Consider the following 18,114-nt stretch of genomic DNA (forward strand, 5'->3'; position numbering starts at 1 on the left):
GCGCGTCAGCCGCCGCGCCACTCCTCCGCGAGCACGGCCCAGCGCTCGTGATCGCGCCAATCGCCGTTGATCTTCAGGTAGCGGGGCGAGAACCCTTCCAGGCGGAAGCCGAGCCTCTTCACGAGGGCGCGGGAGGGTGCGTTGCCGGGCTGGATATTCGCCTCCAGCCGATGCAGGCCGAGCTCGCGGAAGGCATGCGTCACCACGAGGCTCACCGCCTCGCTCATCAGCCCGCGCCCGCTCATGCCGGCCATGCCGTAATAGCCCATATACGCGCTCTGGAAGAAGCCGCGCACGATCTCGTTCACGTTCACGACGCCGACGATCCGGCCGCTCTCCCGCTCCCGGGCGATGAAGCCGAACGAGCGCTCGCCGTCGCACCGCGCGAGGTAGCCGAGAAAGCTCGGATGGTCGCGGCAGGGCGACACCCAGGGCTCGTGCAGGTCGATGCTCGCCAGGTTGGCGGCTATCAGTTCGGCGGCATCGGAGGCTTGGACGGGGCGAATCGTAACGCGTGGCAACATGGAATTCATTCCGGCTTCAGGAACCATGGCATAGACCTGCCGTTGTCGTCAGCCCCTTCTCTAGCCACAAGGAATGGACCATGCGAGCCATAATTCTCCCCGCTTTCGCCCTCGCTCTCGGCACCGGCATCCTCGCGGCTCCGCAGGAGGCTCATGCGCGGTTCAGCCCTGAGCGGATTCAGGCGCCTTCGCTCGTGGAGGATGTGGCCTGCGTGACCCGCCACGTTCGCACCGTGCGACCCAACGGCCGCGTCGTCTACCGCACCGTGCGCCGTTGCGGTGTTCCCGCCTGGCAGCGTCGGGTGGAGCGCTGCCGCATCGAGCGCGTGCGCGTTGTCCGCCCGTTCGGCGGCGTGACCTATCGAACCGTTCGCCGCTGCCGCTGATCGGCGCCGCGTTCAACGCGTCAGGGCCCGGGGCTTCCGGGCCCGTTTGCTTATTCCAGCTCGCCGATGGCGCTCTCCACCGCCTCGACGACGGCACCCGACCGCACGAGCTCGAGTGCCTGGCGCATCTCGGTGGCGTACCAGCGGTCGCCCTCGAGGGCCGGCGGAATGACGGCGCGAATCGCCTCCATCGCGGCGCGCGAGCCCCTGCCCAGCGGGTAATCGCCGGCAAGCGGCTCCACGAGGGTCAGCGCCTGCGCCGCCATCAGCAGCTCGCCCGCCACGATCTGCTCCACGTTCTCGACGATCGTGCGCGCCTTGCGGCCGCACCAGGTGGAGTTGGAGATGTGATCCTCCGCGTTGGACTTGCCGGGGATCGAGTCGACGGAGCCCGGTGTCGCCAATCCGCGATTTTCCATGACCAGCGCCGATAGGGAGCACTGCACCGTGGCGAAGCCCGTGTTGAGGCCGCGCTTGCCGGCGAGCAGGTTGCGCGGCAACCCGTAGGACATGGTGGGATCGATGAGGCGCGCAAGGCGCCGCTCGGAAATCGTGCCGAGATCCGCCATGGCGATGGCGAGGAAGTCCATGGCCTGCGCCATGTACTGCCCGTGGAAGTGCCCGCCCGAAATCGACACGTAGCCGCCCTGCCCGTCATCGAAGATGAGCGGGTTGTCGGTGGCGGAGTTCATCTCGGTGCCGACGATGCGCTCCACGTATTCCACCGCCTCGATCACGGGCCCGTGGACCTGGGGCGTGCAGCGCAGGGAATAGACGTCCTGCACGCGGGGAGAGGCGGGCTGGCCCGGCTGGCGCGGCTCGTCGGGGAAGACGATGTCGCGCGCGGCTTGCGAGCAGCGCTTCGTGCCGTCCAGGATGCGCAGGAGATTGCGGGCGACCCTGGCCTGGCCGGGATGCGGACGCGCCCTGTGCACGCGCGGATCGAAGGCGGCGAGCTCGCCGCGCATCGCTTCGAGCGACAGGCACATGGCGATGTCGGCATGCTTCAGGATGCGCCGCGCATCATGGGTGGCGAGGGCGGCCAGCGCGAGGGAGGTGGTCGAGCCGTTGATGAGCGCGGAGGCATCCTTGGCGCCGAGCTCGAAATCGGGATCGAAGCCTGCCATGCGGATGGCCTCGCGGGCCGGCATGACGCGGCCCCGGTAGATCATCTCGGCCTCCTCGAAGCCGCACACGGCTCCCGCCATGTGCGCGAGCGGCGCGAGATCGCCCGAGGCGCCGACCGAGCCCTTCTGCGGGATCACCGGGTGCAGGCCGGCATTGAGGAAGGCGAGGAGCCGCTCGACGAGTTCGACCCGCGGACCGGAATAGTTCGACGCGAAGGCATTGGCGCGCAGGAGCATCATCGCCCGCGTCACGTCCTCGGCGAAAGGCTCACCGACGCCGGTGGCATGGGCATAGACGGTCTTGCGCTGGTAGGCGGCCATGTCGGCGATCAGCACGCGCTGGTCCTTGAACAGGCCGACACCGGTGTTGAAGGCATACATGAGCGGCGCGTCGTCATGCATCCAGGTGCGGTCGATATAGTCCCGCGTCGCCGCGATCCGCTCGCGCGCCTCGGGAGCGAGGGCGGCCTGCGCGAAGGCCCCTTGCGCATCCCGGCGCGCCACGCGCACCACGTCCTGAATGCCGAGTGTGGCTCCGTCGAGCTTGACCGTCATCGCTGTTCCTCACGTTGGAGAAGAAGGGATACCGGGGCTTCCTCCGCGGTGCAACCGCCGCCGAGGACGCGCCTGTCCCAGATCCAGCGCCTTCGGGCCCGCAGCGTGAGCTGCGAGCCGTCGGGTTTGCTCGAGGGTGGCGCTTGGGGCAGCCCGGCTCGATGGGTGGTGGTGTGGATGGAAGAGCCGGACGGCCTCTTCGCGCACGGTTCTTTTCAGGCGGACCTGGAACAGGCCAGGGTCGGCCTCCCGCGACCACAGGGGTGCGAGCCCTGCGGCGGGACCGTGCCTGCTCCCACACTGCGACGCCTCGCGAGCGCGCCCCTCGACAGGAGCAGATCTAAGACAACGATATAGCCGAGCTTGCAGCACCTGTCAAGAACAAAGTAAGAACATTGCACAGGCCCACGCCTCGCCCGCACCCGCCACCCTCTCCCGCACAGGGGAGGGCATACCGCCACATCCTGCACCCGATCCCGGATCGGCTGCGCCGTCCGCGGTGACACCCTCAGGTCGTGGCAGGGGCGTCATGCGCGTTGACGCGGCGGACCCTGGGCAGTACCGATTGTTCGAAAGAACGAACATTTCCGTTGAAAGCATGCAATCCGCTTCCCTGTCCTCCGAACCGCGAAGCCAGGCCGACGATCCGTCGAGCCTGGTGATGCGCTTTGGCGCGGACGAGCCCCTGATGATGGATTCCGGCGTGGCGCTGGCTCCCTGGCAGATCGCCTACCAGACCTACGGCACCCTCAATGCGGAGAAGTCGAACGCGGTGCTGATCTGCCATGCGCTCACCGGCGACCAGCACGTGGCGAACGACAACCCGGTGACGGGCAAGCCCGGCTGGTGGCTGACCATGGTCGGGCCGGGACGGCCGGTGGACACCGACCGCTTCTTCGTGATCTGCGCCAACGTGATCGGCGGCTGCATGGGCACCACGGGCCCGGCCTCCACCGATCCCGCCACGGGGCGGCCCTATGCCCTCGACTTTCCCGTGGTCACCATCCGCGACATGGTGCGGGCGCAGGCCGCCCTCGTCGACCGGCTCGGCATCGAAAAGCTCTTTTGCGTCGTGGGCGGCTCCATGGGCGGCATGCAGGTGCTGCAATGGGCAGCGAGCTATCCGGACCGGGTCTTTTCGGCGCTTCCCATCGCCACCGCAGCCCGCCACTCGGCCCAGAACATCGCCTTCCACGAGGTCGGCCGCCAAGCGGTGATGGCCGATCCCGAGTGGCGCGGCGGACGCTACCTCACGGAGGGCACGCGCCCCTCCAAGGGCCTCGCCGTCGCCCGCATGGGCGCGCACATCACCTATCTCTCGGAGGTGGCCCTGCACCGGAAGTTCGGGCGCAACTTCCAGGACCGGGCGGCTCCCACCTTCTCCTTCGACGCGGATTTCCAGATCGAGAGCTACCTGCGCTACCAGGGCATCTCCTTCGTGGAGCGCTTCGACGCCAACTCCTATCTCTACGTCACCCGGGCGATGGATTATTTCGACCTCGCGGCGGAGCATGGCGGCTCGCTGGCCAAGGCCTTCAAGGGCACGCCCACCCGCTTCTGCGTGATCTCCTTCACCTCCGACTGGCTCTTCCCCACCTCGGATTCGCGCGCCATCGTCCATGCGCTCAACGCCGCGGCGGCCTCCGTGGCCTTCGTGGAGGTGGAGAGCGACAAGGGCCACGACGCCTTCCTGCTCGACGAGCCGGAGATGTTCGCCGCCGCGCGGGGCTTCATCGACGCGGCGGCGCGGGTGCGGGGGATCGCATGAGCCTGCCGACCGCCCTGCCCCTGACCGACACGGCAAACGGCCACCGCCTCGATTTCCTCCTCGTCGCCGACATGGTGGAGCCGGGCTCCCGCGTGCTCGACGTCGGTTGCGGCGACGGATCGCTGCTCAGTCTGCTTCGCGACCGGAGGGGCGTCGACGGACGCGGAATCGAGATCTCGCGGGAGGGCGTGAACGCCTGCCTTGCCAAGGGGCTGCCGGTGATCCAGGGGGATGCGGACACGGACCTCGCCGACTATCCGGACGATGCCTTCGACTACGTGATCCTGTCCCAGACCATCCAGGCGACGCGCCAGCCGCGCGTGGTGCTGGAGCATCTGCTGCGCATCGGCCGCCGGGCCATCGTGTCCTTCCCCAATTTCGGCCATTGGCGCGTGCGCACGGACCTGGCGCTGAAGGGCCGGATGCCGGTGACGGAGAACCTGCCCTATTCCTGGTACGACACCCCCAACATCCATTTCTGCACCATCCGCGACTTCGTGGAGCTGTGCCGGGAGGTGGGCGCGCAGATGGAGAAGGCCGTGGCGCTCAACGCCGGCGGCCAGCCCATGCGGGTGACCCTGCCCTGGTGGGTGTGGAACCTGCTCGGCGAGCAGGGCGTGTTTTTGCTGAAGCGGCGGTAGGCCACCCGGTGTCATTCCCGGCCGGAGCGAAGGGGAAGGGGATGACACGGAAGCGCTACCCCTCCCCCTCCGCCAGCGGATGCAGGTCGCGCACCATGCTCTTCAGGCGCTCGTCCAGCACATGGGTGTAGATCTGCGTGGTCGAGATGTCGGAATGACCCAGCAATTCCTGCACCACCCGCAGGTCCGCCCCGTTCTGGAGCAGGTGGCTGGCGAAGGCGTGGCGCAGCACGTGGGGGCTGACCCTGTCGGCCCGGATGCCGGCCGCGCCCGCCGCGGCCTTGAGATCGCGGGCGAAGGCTTGGCGGGTGAGATGGCCGCTCTCGCTGTCGGCCGGGAAGAGCCAGGGGCCCACGGCCTTCTTCTGCTCCTCCAGCAGGGCGAGATAGGCGCGCGCCGCGTCGCGAGCCGCGTCGGTGAGGGGCACCAGCCGCTCCTTGGCACCCTTGCCGCGCACCACGAGGAACCGATCGCGGGTCCTGGCGGCGCTGCGGGGAAGGGCCACGAGCTCGGAGACGCGCAGGCCCGTGGCGTAGAGGAGCTCGAGCAGGCAGGCCATGCGGGCGGCCCGCAGGCGCTCGCCCGGCGAGGCCTCGGGGTTCTGCCCGCCCTCGTAGGCCACCTGCAGCAGGCGGTCCACCTCGGCGACGGAGAGCACCTTGGGCAGCGCCCTGGCCCGCTTCGGCGCGGAAACGGCGGCGGTCGGGTCGGCCGGCGCATAGCCTTCCACGTAGAGGAACTTGTGGAACTGGCGCACGGCCGAGAGCCGTCGGGCGGCGGAGGAGGCCTTCAGGCCCCGCTCCTCCAGGCTCGCCATGAAGCCCCGGAGCGTGGCCGAGGTGGCGCTGTCGGGCTGGGATCCCACCTCCTTCAGATAGGCGAGATAGTCCTCGAGGTCGCGGCGGTAGGCGTCGAGCGTGTTCTTGGAGGCGCCGCGCTCGGCGGCGAGCATGTCGAGGAAGAGGCTGGCGTGGCGCGCGCCGCTCATGAAGAGGAAGGCTGGCGCTGGGTGGGCACCGGCACCGTGATCTCGCGCGGATCGGGATCGACGAGGGTCGCCAGGGCGAACATGGCGGCAAAGCCAAGGCCCGCCAGAACGGCGACGACGAGGAGAAACCGGAAGAGAGTGGGCACCTGAGCCTCTTGATGCGTTGACCCGCTAGAACCATGCCACGGCCCCGAAGGCAAGTCCCTCTCACCGGTTAAGTTTTCGAGGGATTGGGGAATAACGGCCTTGTGACAGGGCGCCGCGCCCCGCCGGCGCCCGGTGCGGGGCGTGCGGCTCCGGCTCTCGCCGAGGCGGCCCAGCGGGCCCGGGGATGCGCCTTGAGGATGGGCGCCGGATGATCCCAAAAGTGCATTCCACTTTCGGGCCCGATGCTCTACGACATGGGACATGAACACAATCAGCCGCTTCAATCCGCTCGGTGAAGCAGGCGGGCAAGACCAGGCAAGCCAGCGCGGCCACCCCATCAGCCGCCAGCTCGGCACGCGATCGCTCGTGCTCGTCGGGCTCATGGGCGCCGGCAAGAGCACGGTGGGCCGCCGGCTCGCGCAGATGCTCAAGCTTCCCTTCCGCGATGCCGACCACGAGATCGAGGCTGCGGCCGGCATGTCGATCCCCGAGATCTTCGCGGTTCACGGCGAGGAGCACTTTCGCGACGGCGAGCGCCGCGTGATCGCCCGCCTGCTGCAGGAGGGCCCCATCGTGCTCGCCACCGGCGGCGGCGCCTTCATGAACGAGGAGACCCGGAGCCGCATCGCCGAGCGCGGAGTCTCGATCTGGCTCAAGGCCGACCTCGACATCCTCATGCGCCGCGTCCGCAAGCGCTCGACCCGCCCGCTGCTGCAGAACCCCGACCCGGAGGGAACCATGCGCCGCCTCATGGAGCAGCGCTACCCGGTCTACGCCACGGCGGACATCACCGTCGATTCCCACGAGGCCCCCCACGACCGGGTGGTGGCCGAGATCATCGAGACCCTCGGTCAATGGTTCGCCCGCGAAAGGCAGGGGAAAGCGGGAGCATGACGGACCGGCAGCGCCTCATCACGGTTCCGGTGCCGCTCGGCGAGCGCGCCTACGACATCCTGGTCGGACGCGGCCTGATCGGGTCCGCAGGCGCGCGCATCGCGGCCCTCGGGGCGCGGGCCGCGGCCATCGTCACCGACGAGCATGTGGGCCCGCTCTATGCCTCGGCCCTGACCGGCGCCCTCGAGGCCCAGGGGCTTCGCACCACCCTCGTCGTGCTGCCTCCCGGCGAGGCCACAAAGTCCTATGCCAGCCTGGAGCGGGTCTGCGATGCGGTGCTCGAGGCCAGGATCGAGCGCGGAGACCTGGTGGTGGCGCTGGGCGGCGGCGTGATCGGGGACCTTGCGGGCTTCGCGGCGGCCGTCGTGCGGCGGGGCGTGCGCTTCGTCCAGGTGCCCACCACCCTGCTCTCGCAGGTGGATTCCTCGGTGGGCGGCAAGACCGGCATCAACTCGCGCCACGGCAAGAACCTCGTCGGCGCCTTCCACCAGCCGAGCCTGGTGCTCGCCGACACGGCCCTTCTCGACACGCTTCCCGCCCGCGAGATGCGCGCGGGCTATGCGGAGGTGGCGAAATACGGCCTCATCGACGACGCCCGCTTCTTCGCCTGGTGCGAGGCCAACTGGCAGGGCATCTTCGCCGGCGGCCCGGAGCGCGACGAGGCCGTGGCGCAGAGCTGCCGCGCCAAGGCGGCCGTGGTGGTGCGCGACGAGCACGAGACCGGCGACCGGGCGCTCCTCAATCTCGGCCACACCTTCGGCCATGCGCTCGAAAAGATCACGGCCTACGATTCCGCGCGCCTCGTCCACGGCGAGGGGGTCGCCATCGGCCTGGCGTTGGCCTTCCGCTTCTCCGCCTTCCTGGGGCTCTGCCCGCCGGGCGATGCCGAGCGCGTCGAGGCGCACCTGACGGCCGCGGGCCTTCCCACGCGTCTGTCCCAGGTTCCGGGCGGCTGCGGCACGGTCGACGAGCTGCTCGCGGCCATGGCCCAGGACAAGAAGGTGAAGGGCGGCGCCCTCACCTTCATCCTCGCCCGCGGCATCGGGAGAAGCTTCATCGCGCCCGGCATCGAGGCCGGCAAGGTGCGCGCCTTCCTGGACAGCGAGATCGGCACGTCACGGACATGATCGAAGACTCCTCCGGCGATCTCTGGTTTGCGGCGGGCGTCGTCGTCCTGTGCCTCCTCCTCTCGGCCTTCTTCTCGGCGGGGGAGACGGCATTTACCGGCGCCTCGCGCTCCCGCATGCTGGTGCTGGAAAAGGGCGGCGACCGGCGCGCCAGGCTGGTGAACCGCCTGCTCGAGATGCGAGAGCGCTTCATCGGCACGGTGCTGATCGGCAACAACATCGTCAATATCGGGGTCTCCGCCTTCGCCACCAGCGTGCTGGTGGCGATCTTCGGCGACGAGGGCGCGATCTACGCCACGATCATCATGTCGGTGCTCGTGATCGTCTTCGCCGAGGTGCTGCCGAAGACGCTCGCGATCTCCTCGCCGGAATCCGTCACCCTCTTCCTCTCGCGGCCCATGTCCTGGGCGGTGGCGCTTCTGGGTCCGCTCGCCATCGCCATCGAGCGCATGGTGCGCCTCATGCTGCGGCCCTTCGGCATCAGGATCGGGGAGAACACGCCGATCCTCTCGGCATCGGAAGAGATCCGCGGCCAGGTGGCCCTGCTGCACAAGGAGGGCGGCGTCGCGAAGGCCGACCGCGACATGCTGGGCGGCCTGCTCGACCTCAAGGACCTGAGCGTCTCGGAGGTGATGGTCCACCGCACCAAGATGCGCACCATCAACGCGGATCTCTCCTCGGAGGAGATCGTGCGAGAGGTGCTCTCCTCCCCCTACACGCGCCTGCCGCTCTGGCGCGGCAGCCAGGAGAACATCGTCGGCGTGCTGCACGCCAAGGACCTGCTGCGGGCCCTCGACGCGGTCGGCGGCGACGCGAGCAAGCTCAAGGTCGAGGCGATCGCGCTGGAGACGTGGTTCGTGCCCGACACCACTTCCCTGCGCGACCAGCTCAAGGCCTTTCTCGCCCGCAAGACCCACTTCGCCCTCGTGGTCGACGAATACGGCGAGGTGATGGGACTCGTGACCCTGGAGGACATCCTCGAGGAGATCGTCGGCGACATCAAGGACGAGCACGACCTGTCCGTGCAGGGCGTGCGGCCCCAGCCCAACGGCTCGGTGAACGTGGACGGCTCTGTGCCGATCCGCGACCTCAACCGCGCCATGGACTGGAACCTGCCGGACCAGGAGGCCACCACCATCGCCGGCCTCGTGATCCACGAGGCGCAGACCATTCCCGACACGGGCCAGATCTTCACCTTCCACGGCTTCCGCTTCCAGGTTCTGCGCAAGTCGCGCAACCGGATCATGGCGCTCAAGATCACGCCGCTCGCGCCGGTTCGTGCGAAGGCGGGATGATCCTTTCCCTCCCCCTTGCGGGGAGGGCGGGCGCGTCAGCGCTCGGGTGGGGGTGGTCAGACCGGGTGAGCGTCAGCCGAGTATGGCGCTGTATTAACTGCTGCACTCTAACGAGGTTGATGGGCGCTCCGACTTTGCGACCCCCACCCTTCATCCCTCCCCGCAACGGGGAGGGAAACACGCTGCGCCTCTTATCTCACGTCAAGCCTTCAAAAACGCCACCAGAGCCGTGCTCACAGTCTCAGGCTCCTCGTGCTGCACCCAATGGGTGGCGTTCTCGATCCAGCGGATGCTGCCTTTCTCGCACAGGGCGAGGCTTGCCTCCGCCAGTCCCTTCTCCAGAAAACGGTCTTGGCTGCCCCAGATCACGAGGGTCGGGGGGCGGACAGTCGCGTCCTTCATGTCGGGCTTGAACGGCAGGGCGCGATACCAGTTCAGCATGGCGGTGAGCGCACCCGGCTGCGACCATGTTTTTTCGTAAGCGGCAATATCCTCGTCCGAGAACGTTCCGGGTCGGCTCGTGCGCCGGAGCGCATCCTTGAGGCTGCGATGGCCGTTTGCGGAGAGCATCGTCTCGGGCACGAACGGGAGCTGGAAGAAGCCCACATAGAGGCTTCGCAGCATCTGGCTCGGATGCGAGCGCATATAGGCGCCGGCGACCTGGGGATGAGGCGCGTTGAGGACGACGAGCCTTTCCACGCGCCCGGGGTGGCGCGACGCCGTCCACCAGGCGGCCAGCCCGCCCCAATCGTGGCCCACGAGGCTGAAGGTCCTGCGACCCAGCGCATCGGCAAGACCGACGATGTCGGCGGCGAGCGTGTCGAGGTCGTAGGCGCGCCGGCCCTCCGGCTTGGCGCTCAGGTTGTAGCCGCGCTGATCGGGCGCAACGACGCGGAAGCCCGCATCCGCGAGCGGCCCGATCTGGTAGCGCCAGCCCCACCAGTATTCCGGAAAGCCGTGCAGGAGGATCACGAGAGGCCCGCCCTCGGGGCCGGCTTCGATGCCATGAAGCGTGATGCCGTTGGTGCGGCGGCGGATGCCGGGAGTGGTTGGATCGAAGGCCTGGCTCATGCGTGCGCCGACACTTTCGCCCGCGGCCTCGGCGGCTCCTCGGCGGCCATGAACTGCGCCTTGGCGAGTTCGGCGAAGCGGCCGCCTTTCGCCACGAGCTCATCGAAGGTGCCGCTCTCGATGACGCGCCCCTGGTCGAAAACGAGGATGCGGTTGGCGTTGCGGATGGTGGCGAGGCGATGGGCGATGACGAAGGTGGTACGTCCCTTCATGACTTCCTCCAGCGCCATCTGGAGCTTGCGCTCGGTGGCGGCATCAAGCGCGCTCGTCGCCTCGTCGAGAATCAGGATCGGCGGGTTTTTCAGGAGCGCGCGGGCAATGGACAGGCGCTGGCGCTCGCCGCCGGAAAGGGAGCGCCCGCGCTCGCCGATCACCGTGTCGAGTCCCTCCGCCTGCCGGGAGATGAACTCGATGGCCTGCGCCCGCTCCAGCGCCTCGATCATCTCCGCATCCGTGGCGTCGGGCCGCCCCACCTGCAGGTTCTCGCGGATCGTGCGGGCAAAGAGCATGGGCTCCTGGAACACCACGCCGATGTTGCGGCGAAGCGACGACAGGGTCACGTCGCGGATGTCGAGCCCGTCGATGCGGATGCAGCCCGATTGCGGATCGAAGGCGCGGTGCAGGAGGCCCAGCGTGGTCGACTTGCCCGAACCGGTGGCGCCCACCAGCGCGATGGTCTCGCCGGCCTGCACGGTGAAGGAGACGTCCTGCACGGCGGAGCGCTTGCCGTCGTAGGAGAAGCTCACGTTGTCGAAGACCACGTCGCCCCTGTAGCGCTCCACGTTCCTGGCATTGGGACGGTCGTGCACGACGGGCGCCGTGTCGAGGATCTCGAAGAATTCCTGCAGCTTCGGCGCCTGCATGAAGAGCTGGTTCACGAAGCTCACCGCCTGCTCCAGCCGCCCGATCAGCATCGTCGCCATGCTCATGAAGGTGACGATCTCGCCGATGGTGGCGAGCCCGTTCAGATGCAGCCAGGTGCCGAGCAGGAAGATCGCCGTGACCGTGATCGTGGCCGCGGCGCGCGAGGCCACGGAGGCGAGCGCCCACCAGGACAGTACCGGGTTCTGCGCCTGGAGCAATTGATGAATGATGGTGCGCAGCGAGCGCGCCTCCGCTTCGATCCGGGTGAAGGACTGAATCACCGGCACGTTGCCGAGCGCGTCGGAGGCATGCTCGGCGAGGCTCGAGTGGTAGCGCTCCACCGAGCCCTGCAGGGTTTCCGTCTTGCGCAGCACGACTGCCGTGAGCACGGCGAAGATGGCGACGAGCGCGACGAGCAGGAGACCGAGGCGCCAGTTCAGGAAAACCGTGAGCGGCAGGAGCACGACGAGCGCGATCAGGGCGGACATGTGCTCGCGGAAGAAGCCGAGCCAGAGCCAGGACATGCTGCCCGAGCCCTCCAGCATCACCTTCAGCACGCGCCCGGAATGGGTGGAGGTGTGGAAGGCGAGCGGCAGTTCGAGGACATGCTCGAAGTAATTGGCCACGACGGCAAGCCGCCGCCGGTGCGCCAGCCGGTCCGCATGCAGGGCCACGAGGGCGCCGGCGCCGATGGAGAAGAGGCCGAAGGCCACCCAGGCGAGAATGAGCGGCGTCAGCACGCCGAAGGTCACGGGAGCCGTGCCCGGCACCTGGCCGCGGGTGAGCACGTCGATGATGCGGCCGAACAGGATCGGCTCGGCGAAGGCCGAGATCGCCAGGGCCACGTTGGCGAGCGCGAGCAGGGCGCCGACCCTGAGATCGGAGCCGAGTTCGCCGAGAACCCGGATGTAGAGCCTGATCAGGCGCATGCGGAACATCCTGCGAATGGATGGAGGACGTGACGGAAACTCCGTTCGCAATAGAGAGTTGCGCCTTCCGCCCCGCCTGAAAAGCCCTTTGGCCGCATGGACTCATCCCTCCTGGGGATAGGAGGGGCGCAGCTTGCGGCGGAACCGGCCGATCCACCTCGGCCCCAGCTTCGGTTTCTGGACGACTGCATGGCGGGCCGGCCGCGCAAGCAGGATCGCGCCCTCGCTCGTCTTGCGGATGTGCAGGGTGCGGGTGTGAAACTCCTCGAGGCCGGGCCGATGCCCGATGGAGAGGACGCCGGCACCCTTCAGCTCGTTCTCGAAGAGCGCCAGCATGGAGGCCTGGTTCTCCTCGTCGAGGGCCGAAGTCGCCTCGTCCATGAAGACCCATCGCGGCTTGTGCAGCAGCACGCGGGCGAAGGCCACCCGCTGCTGCTGGCCGAGGGACAGGCTGCGGTCCCAACGCTCGTCCTTGTCGAGCATGTCCACGAACTCGCCGAGCCCGCAGCGCTCCAGGGCGGCGCGAACGTCCTCGTCGCCGAAGGTGTCGGGCGCGGCGGGGTAGCTGAGGGCGGCCCTCAGGGTGCCCAGGGGCAGGTAGGGACGCTGCGGCAGGAACATCATCTCGTTGCCGGGGGGGACGCGGATGGTGCCGGAGCCCCACGGCCAGAGGCCGGAGATGGCGCGGAAGAGCGTGCTCTTGCCGGCTCCGGACTCGCCCATGATCAGCACCCGCTCGCCGGGCTTGATCTCCGCCGTCGCGTCCTCGATGAGGATGCTCCCGTCGTTGAGGGCGACGGAAAGCCCCTCGAAGCTGAGCCAGCCCTGAGGATGGGGCTCCACATCGATCTGACCGTTCTCGGCATTGGCATGATCGAGGTCGATGGCAGCCTGCCGGAAGGTGGCGACGCGCAGGACGGCCGAGCGCCAATCGGCGATCTTCGGGAAGTTGTCGACGAAGTAGCGCAGGGCCGACTGCACCTGGTTGAAGGCGCCGACCACCATCATCATCTCGCCGAAGGAGAGGCGCCCGCTGAACAGGCCGGGCGCCGCTGCCAGAATCGGCACCACGATGGCGAACCATCCGTAGCCCGATGTGATCCAGGTGAGGCGGGCCAGGGCGCCGGAGAGCCGGCGCGTGGCGCCGAGCACCGCTTCCACGAACTGGTCCAGGCTGCGCCGCTCGTCGTCCTCGCCGTTGTAGAGGGCGACGCTCTCGGCGCTCTCGTTCACGCGCACCAGCGCAAAGCGCAGGTCGGCCTCGCGGGCGTAGCGCTCCGTGTTGAGGCGGATCAGGGGGCGCCCCACGAGCCAGGTGAGTCCCGAACCCAGGCCCGCATAGCCGATGGCGACCCACACCATGTAGCCGTAGATCGTGATTTCGCGGCCGAATGCGGTGAAGGTGGTGATGCCCGAGAGCGTCCACAGCACGCCGATGAAGCTGACGAGCAGGAGCAGGGCCTGCAGCATGCCGACCCCGAGTTCGGTGGAGAGCTCCGAGAAGAGGCGGCAATCCTCCTGCATGCGCTGATCCGGCTGCCGTCCCGATTCGCCCATGAAACCGAGCTGGTAGGCCCGGTTGGGCTTGAGCCACAGGTCGAGCAGCACCTGGGTCAGGCGCTTGCGCAGGCTGATCTTGAGCCGCTCCTGCAGCCAGGTCTGTGCCACCACGAGGGCGAGGAGCACGGCGATGATGACGACGAAGACGAGAAGCTGGTGGAAGAAGGAGGCACTGTCGCGTTTTTCCACTGCATCGAAGAAGGCGCCGTTCCATTCGTTGAGCCGCACCTGGCCGAACATGTTGGCCACGAGCACGACCAGGATGGCCGCGGACAGCCGCAGCATGGGCCAGCCCATCCCGTTCCGGAACATGTCGCGGAAGAGCGCGGAGAGCTCGCGCCCGATGCTCGGTGATGTCACGGAGGGTGTCGCCTCGCCGCCCTTCTGCGGCTCCGGCTGGTGGGAGGCGGCAGCCCGTGCCTCCTTCGCCAGGGTGCTGCCCTGACCCGGCCCGGCCTCTCCGTCCCTCCCCGTCGCCGGAGGCGGGGGCACCTGCTTGCCCATTTTGGGATCGAAGTCCGGCATGTCCTGAAACGCACGATTGTCAACTTGAGGAACTCTCAAGCTAAAGTGCGTTAACATGGGTTATGTTCCGGAGCTGCCGCCCCGATCCGGGATGTTGCTGTCGGTCAGCGCCTGTCGGCCGCGACAGCCAGGGCCCAGTAGACCTTGTACTTGGAATTCGGCGCATAGGCGGTGGCGATGCCGATCCGCGTTGCCGCGGGGTTGAGCAGCACCCGGTTGTGCGGCGGGCTCTCGCGCCAGCCGGAAAAGGCCTCGGCCAGGGTGTGATAGCCGGCGGAGAGGTTTGCGGCCGGCTGTGCGAAGCCGGTCGAGGCCAGCCGCGCCTTGAAGGCCTCCGCCGAGCTTGGGCGATCGGCCCTGGCCATCGCCTCCGCCTCCGCCTGCGCGGCGGCCTGGAGATCCGGATCGAGGGTCAGCGGGCGCAGACCGTTGTTGCCGCGATAGGCGCTGATCATGTCGCGGGCCATCGCCGCATCCACCTCCGCATCGGCATCGGCCAGGGAGACGTAGAAGCTCGGGGTCTGGACCCGCGTGACGGGCTTCTCGCTCTGGCAGGCGGCAAGGGCGAGAACGGAGAGGCTGAAAAGGACGAGACGCTTCATGCGGGCGTCTTATCCTTGAGAAGGGTTAAGGTTTCGTCCTCCTTCTCCTCGGCCTTGGCCGGTTTCGGCTCCTCCTCGTGCTCCGGGGCCGGCGCCGGCGCGGGAACCCCGACGCCGGCCTTCCTCAGGCCGCGGAAGATCTCGAAATAGAGGTCGCTCGACACGCGGCCCGCCGCGTCGATGTCGTCGACGAAGCAGATGAGGTCGAAGTCGATGGTGTTCTCCGTCACCTTCTTGAACAGCACGCGCGGGGACGGCTCGCTCATCACCTCGCGGTGGGCGAGCGCGGCCTTGCGCATGATGTCCGCCACCAGGTCGGGATCGGAGGCGCGGGGCACCGGAACCGAGACGAGGACGCGGCCGACGCGGTCGTTGCGCACGCGGTTGCGCACGATGCCGGAGATCAGGTTCGAGTTCGGCACGATCAGCATCGAGCGGTCGAAGGCCTGGATCTCGGTGGAGCGCACGTTGATCCGGCGCACGTAGCCCTCGCCGTCGCCCACCACCACGAGGTCGCCCACGCGGATCGGGCGCTCCCAGAGCAGGATGAGGCCGGAGATGAAGTTGTTGACGATGGATTGCAGGCCGAAGCCGATGCCGACCGACAACGCGCCGGCCACGATGGTGAGCCGCTCCAGGCTCAGGCCCAGATAGGTGAAGGCCACCACGCCCGCGGTGATGATGCCCACATAGCCCGCCGCGGTGCGGATCGAGTTTCGCAGGCCCGCGTCGAGATCGGTGGCCGGCAGGAAGGTGTTGTCGAGCCAGCGCTGGATGATCCGGGTGATGGTGAACCCGCCCGCGAAGAGCAGCGCCGCGATGAGGATCGACGACAGGGAGATGGTGACGTCGCCGACGCTGAAGCCGAAGAACAGGGCCCGGAGCGAGCCCATCACGTCCGTCGACTCGATGCCCCAGGGCAGCAGCACGAGCAGGATGGCGATGATGATGAGCGCGAGCCGCGCGACGCCGCTCGCCAGGATGCCGATCTGCTCGAGGGAGCGCCGCCGCAGGCCCGTATTGGCCTGCAGGGTCGTCGCGATCCGGCTCGGCCCGCGCAGGGAGCCGCCGATGAACTCGTCCGCGAAGGCGATGCCCAGGATCAGCATGGCGATGATGATGGAGATCCCCACCGCCTGATCGATCAGGAAGGAGGCGAGCGCCACGTATCCGCTCACCACGCTGCCGATGACGAGGGCGACCACGAACCAGCCGAGGCTGCGCAGGGGGCCGCCGATGTCGACCTCCTGCGGCACGTAGGGGCCGAGGCAGGCCTCGTCCTGCGTCTCCCGGGCCGCGAAGCGCCGCAGGAGCTCGGCGAAGATCAGCGCCGCCGCGAGCGCGAAGACCGCACGGGTGATCACCGTGATCGGAAGCGCCGCCGCGATGGCCTTGTTGAAGGCCTCGATCACCTTGCCCACCACCATGACCGTGGCGAGCATCACGGAGAAGCTCATGATGCGGGCGGCGGACGCGTCCCGCACCGGGATCAGCCGCCAGGACGTGTGGTCCGGCGCCAGCACGGCATCGATGAGGGCGCGCACGAAGGCGATGAAGGCGAGGCCGCCGAGGATGGACTTGACCACCTGTTCCAGGCGGGTGGGCACCACGTCGACGGAGTCGAACACCACCCAGACGATCCAGCTGCCGGCCACGGCCGGCGCGGCCCCGAGGATCAGGACGCCCAGCGCGGCCAGCAGGCGGCTGCGGCGGGAAGGGTCGTTGACGGCGGGATCGCGCCGCACGAGGCGCGGGGCGATGGAGCGCCGGCCGACATAGAGCGCGATGGCGGCGCCGACGGCGATGCCCAGGAGGAGCAGGACGCCGAACGACGTGTTGCGCCGCAACTGCTCCAGGGCATCGCCCCCGACGATCCCGAGCGCCCGCAGCTCCCGCGGAACCGCCTGGACCACGTTCATCCAGAGGCCGGGGCTGAAGAGGCCGTCGCTGCGCTCGAACAGGGCGCGGGTGAAGCCGGCGCGCCTCAGGTCGCCGATCTGGGTGCTCAGCTGCTCGGCCTGCACCAGCAGGGCGCGGCCGAGGCGCTGGGTCTCGTCGAGCTCCGCCACCGCGGCCTCGCGCTCGGCGCGGTCGCGGGCGACGTCGGCGCTCTCCTCCGGCTGGCCCTTCTCCGGCTTGGGGCCGAGCTGGCTGAGGCGCTGCTTGCTGGCCTCGAGCTTCGGGGTCTGCTCGTCGATGACGGCCCTGATGTCCGCGATGATCGGCTCGATCTGCTGGCGGATGGCCTGCAGGTCCGCGTCCGACATGGTCCGGCCCTGGATGGCCGCTTCCTTCTGGTCGAGATCGGCCTTGTAGCCGTCGAGCTTGGCGCGGGCCGCCTTGGTTTCGGCGGAGATCGTGGCCGGCGCGGGGGTGGGCGCAGCCTGAGCCGGAGGATTGGGAGCGGTCTGTGCCGGCTGCGCGAGGGACGTGCCGCCGGCGGCCAGGCTCAACACGACTACCGCGGCCGACAAGAGCCGCTTGAGGCCAATACCCGTCATTCCGTCTACCCTATCGCATTCCCCCTGCACCGGTCCGGTGCCTGAGCGGGGCGGTTCTTTGCGAATCATTACGGCGAAAACTCGCCGCCGGGCAGGCCAAGCGCAACAAAAAAGCCGGGAGGGCGTCGAGCCTCTCCCGGCTGCCGTTGGGGAAGAAAGCCTACCGCTGCGGCGGCTGGTTCGCCGAGGGCTGCGCGCCGGGGGCCGGATAGGCCGGGTTCGCCGGCGTGATCCGGTTGGTGGGATTGGCGTTGGACGAGCCGCTCGTGGAGCCCGTCACGTTGGCGCGGGCCGCATCCGTGCCCGGATCGTCGGGCGAGGTCGATCCCACCCAGATCATGTAGCCGCCGACGGCGACGGCCAGGAGCAGGAGCGACCCGATCAGCACGCCCAGAACCGGCCGGCCGGAGCCTCCCTGGCGGGTGCGATCGTCGGGAATCAATTGAGCCATGGTGAGCCTCTTCGAGAAGGGTGGTGTGGCGGGCGAGCGGCAAGGCTCGGCGTTGTCAGGGCAACGCCAGATGGCAGAGGCGGTTCCTGCCCGCGTCGAATCGTGGCCGTTCGATGGCGCCCGCGCGCTTGTCGGCGGGATCCATTGAAGCACTTTCCC

At 68.6% G+C, this 18,114-nt stretch carries 17 protein-coding genes; 7 read left to right on the forward strand and 10 right to left on the reverse strand.

Annotation, left to right across the window (positions count from 1 at the left end; all coding sequences use genetic code 11):
- Nucleotides 1-5 precede the first annotated feature (5 nt).
- Entirely contained in the window at nt 6-524 is a 519-nt protein-coding gene (locus GR303_RS09760; protein ID WP_161722125.1) for a GNAT family N-acetyltransferase, read from the reverse strand.
- Between the two features lie 80 nt (nt 525-604).
- Here GR303_RS09760 and GR303_RS09765 point away from each other — a divergent pair, with 80 nt between their 5' ends.
- The gene (locus GR303_RS09765; protein WP_161722124.1) at nt 605-910 is read left to right on the forward strand and encodes a hypothetical protein; all 306 of its coding nucleotides are present in this window, start codon (nt 605-607) and stop codon (nt 908-910) included.
- Between the two features lie 50 nt (nt 911-960).
- On the opposite strand, the gene GR303_RS09770 is transcribed toward GR303_RS09765, so the two are convergent.
- Nucleotides 961-2,592 (reverse strand): HAL/PAL/TAL family ammonia-lyase, encoded by a 1,632-nt coding sequence (locus GR303_RS09770; RefSeq protein ID WP_161722123.1) that lies wholly within the window; start codon nt 2,590-2,592, stop codon nt 961-963.
- Nucleotides 2,593-3,190: 598 nt separating this feature from the next.
- Here GR303_RS09770 and metX point away from each other — a divergent pair.
- Both metX and metW read left to right on the forward strand, forming a co-directional pair.
- Complete coding sequence (gene metX, locus GR303_RS09775; protein WP_161722122.1) at nt 3,191-4,360, forward strand: homoserine O-acetyltransferase MetX; 1,170 nt, start codon at nt 3,191-3,193, stop codon at nt 4,358-4,360.
- A complete protein-coding gene (gene metW, locus GR303_RS09780) occupies nt 4,357-5,001 on the forward strand; it encodes a methionine biosynthesis protein MetW (protein ID WP_161722121.1) in 645 nt (214 codons plus the stop codon). Before metX ends, metW begins: the two co-directional genes overlap by 4 nt.
- Before the next feature lie 55 nt (nt 5,002-5,056).
- Here the strand turns inward: metW and xerD are convergent, their stop codons facing one another.
- Both xerD and GR303_RS24675 read right to left on the reverse strand, forming a co-directional pair.
- Nucleotides 5,057-5,989 carry a site-specific tyrosine recombinase XerD gene (gene xerD / locus GR303_RS09785; RefSeq protein ID WP_161722120.1) on the reverse strand — a complete coding sequence of 311 codons (933 nt, stop codon included), beginning with the start codon at nt 5,987-5,989 and terminating at the stop codon, nt 5,057-5,059.
- On the reverse strand, nt 5,986-6,135 hold the full coding sequence (locus GR303_RS24675) for a histidine kinase (RefSeq protein ID WP_161722119.1): 150 nt from the start codon (nt 6,133-6,135) through the stop codon (nt 5,986-5,988). Before GR303_RS24675 ends, xerD begins: the two co-directional genes overlap by 4 nt.
- A gap of 262 nt (nt 6,136-6,397) precedes the next feature.
- Between GR303_RS24675 and GR303_RS09795 the strand changes: the two genes are divergently transcribed.
- From GR303_RS09795 to GR303_RS09805, 3 genes are read left to right on the forward strand one after another with little or no spacing between them, the layout of a single operon-like run.
- Entirely contained in the window at nt 6,398-7,030 is a 633-nt protein-coding gene (locus GR303_RS09795; protein WP_161722118.1) for a shikimate kinase, read from the forward strand.
- Nucleotides 7,027-8,157: a 3-dehydroquinate synthase gene (aroB, locus tag GR303_RS09800; protein ID WP_161722117.1), complete on the forward strand. Its 1,131-nt coding sequence runs from the start codon at nt 7,027-7,029 to the stop codon at nt 8,155-8,157. Before GR303_RS09795 ends, aroB begins: the two co-directional genes overlap by 4 nt.
- Nucleotides 8,154-9,452 (forward strand): HlyC/CorC family transporter, encoded by a 1,299-nt coding sequence (locus tag GR303_RS09805; RefSeq protein WP_161722116.1) that lies wholly within the window; start codon nt 8,154-8,156, stop codon nt 9,450-9,452. The genes aroB and GR303_RS09805 overlap by 4 nt, the downstream gene beginning before the upstream one ends.
- A gap of 201 nt (nt 9,453-9,653) precedes the next feature.
- Here GR303_RS09805 and GR303_RS09810 read toward each other — a convergent pair whose 3' ends face one another.
- The 6 genes from GR303_RS09810 to GR303_RS09835 all read right to left on the reverse strand — a co-directional run bounded on the left by GR303_RS09810 (nt 9,654) and on the right by GR303_RS09835 (nt 17,955).
- Nucleotides 9,654-10,523 (reverse strand): alpha/beta fold hydrolase, encoded by an 870-nt coding sequence (locus GR303_RS09810; RefSeq protein WP_161722115.1) that lies wholly within the window; start codon nt 10,521-10,523, stop codon nt 9,654-9,656.
- On the reverse strand, nt 10,520-12,316 hold the full coding sequence (locus GR303_RS09815; protein ID WP_161722114.1) for a glucan ABC transporter ATP-binding protein/ permease: 1,797 nt from the start codon (nt 12,314-12,316) through the stop codon (nt 10,520-10,522). Before GR303_RS09815 ends, GR303_RS09810 begins: the two co-directional genes overlap by 4 nt.
- A 102-nt stretch (nt 12,317-12,418) precedes the next feature.
- Nucleotides 12,419-14,401: an ABC transporter ATP-binding protein/permease gene (locus GR303_RS09820; RefSeq protein WP_210254026.1), complete on the reverse strand. Its 1,983-nt coding sequence runs from the start codon at nt 14,399-14,401 to the stop codon at nt 12,419-12,421.
- Nucleotides 14,402-14,505: 104 nt separating this feature from the next.
- On the reverse strand, nt 14,506-15,003 hold the full coding sequence (locus GR303_RS09825; protein WP_161722112.1) for a CAP domain-containing protein: 498 nt from the start codon (nt 15,001-15,003) through the stop codon (nt 14,506-14,508).
- Nucleotides 15,000-17,504 carry a DUF3772 domain-containing protein gene (locus tag GR303_RS09830; protein ID WP_161722111.1) on the reverse strand — a complete coding sequence of 835 codons (2,505 nt, stop codon included), beginning with the start codon at nt 17,502-17,504 and terminating at the stop codon, nt 15,000-15,002. The genes GR303_RS09825 and GR303_RS09830 overlap by 4 nt, the downstream gene beginning before the upstream one ends.
- A gap of 160 nt (nt 17,505-17,664) precedes the next feature.
- Entirely contained in the window at nt 17,665-17,955 is a 291-nt protein-coding gene (locus GR303_RS09835; protein WP_161722110.1) for a hypothetical protein, read from the reverse strand.
- Here GR303_RS09835 and GR303_RS09840 point away from each other — a divergent pair.
- Complete coding sequence (locus GR303_RS09840; RefSeq protein WP_161722109.1) at nt 17,954-18,103, forward strand: hypothetical protein; 150 nt, start codon at nt 17,954-17,956, stop codon at nt 18,101-18,103. The two genes, GR303_RS09835 and GR303_RS09840, sit on opposite strands and share 2 nt — an antisense overlap.
- Nucleotides 18,104-18,114: the final 11 nt, after the last annotated feature.

The organism is Microvirga arsenatis (genome assembly GCF_009910705.1).
Lineage (GTDB): Bacteria > Pseudomonadota > Alphaproteobacteria > Rhizobiales > Beijerinckiaceae > Microvirga > Microvirga arsenatis.

What these genes read in the sequence shown, in the direction of transcription:
- GR303_RS09810 (WP_161722115.1), bottom strand. Translation starts at nt 10,523, where the DNA reads ATGAGCCAGGCCTTCGATCCAACCACTCCCGGCATCCGCCGCCGCACC.
- GR303_RS09760 (WP_161722125.1), bottom strand. Translation starts at nt 524, where the DNA reads ATGTTGCCACGCGTTACGATTCGCCCCGTCCAAGCCTCCGATGCCGCC.
- GR303_RS09770 (WP_161722123.1), bottom strand. Translation starts at nt 2,592, where the DNA reads ATGACGGTCAAGCTCGACGGAGCCACACTCGGCATTCAGGACGTGGTG.
- GR303_RS09820 (WP_210254026.1), bottom strand. Translation starts at nt 14,401, where the DNA reads ATGCCGGACTTCGATCCCAAAATGGGCAAGCAGGTGCCCCCGCCTCCG.
- GR303_RS09815 (WP_161722114.1), bottom strand. Translation starts at nt 12,316, where the DNA reads ATGCGCCTGATCAGGCTCTACATCCGGGTTCTCGGCGAACTCGGCTCC.
- metX (WP_161722122.1), top strand. Translation starts at nt 3,191, where the DNA reads ATGCAATCCGCTTCCCTGTCCTCCGAACCGCGAAGCCAGGCCGACGAT.
- GR303_RS09795 (WP_161722118.1), top strand. Translation starts at nt 6,398, where the DNA reads ATGAACACAATCAGCCGCTTCAATCCGCTCGGTGAAGCAGGCGGGCAA.
- aroB (WP_161722117.1), top strand. Translation starts at nt 7,027, where the DNA reads ATGACGGACCGGCAGCGCCTCATCACGGTTCCGGTGCCGCTCGGCGAG.
- xerD (WP_161722120.1), bottom strand. Translation starts at nt 5,989, where the DNA reads ATGAGCGGCGCGCGCCACGCCAGCCTCTTCCTCGACATGCTCGCCGCC.
- GR303_RS09825 (WP_161722112.1), bottom strand. Translation starts at nt 15,003, where the DNA reads ATGAAGCGTCTCGTCCTTTTCAGCCTCTCCGTTCTCGCCCTTGCCGCC.
- GR303_RS09840 (WP_161722109.1), top strand. Translation starts at nt 17,954, where the DNA reads ATGGTGAGCCTCTTCGAGAAGGGTGGTGTGGCGGGCGAGCGGCAAGGC.
- metW (WP_161722121.1), top strand. Translation starts at nt 4,357, where the DNA reads ATGAGCCTGCCGACCGCCCTGCCCCTGACCGACACGGCAAACGGCCAC.
- GR303_RS09805 (WP_161722116.1), top strand. Translation starts at nt 8,154, where the DNA reads ATGATCGAAGACTCCTCCGGCGATCTCTGGTTTGCGGCGGGCGTCGTC.
- GR303_RS09835 (WP_161722110.1), bottom strand. Translation starts at nt 17,955, where the DNA reads ATGGCTCAATTGATTCCCGACGATCGCACCCGCCAGGGAGGCTCCGGC.
- GR303_RS09830 (WP_161722111.1), bottom strand. Translation starts at nt 17,504, where the DNA reads ATGACGGGTATTGGCCTCAAGCGGCTCTTGTCGGCCGCGGTAGTCGTG.
- GR303_RS09765 (WP_161722124.1), top strand. Translation starts at nt 605, where the DNA reads ATGCGAGCCATAATTCTCCCCGCTTTCGCCCTCGCTCTCGGCACCGGC.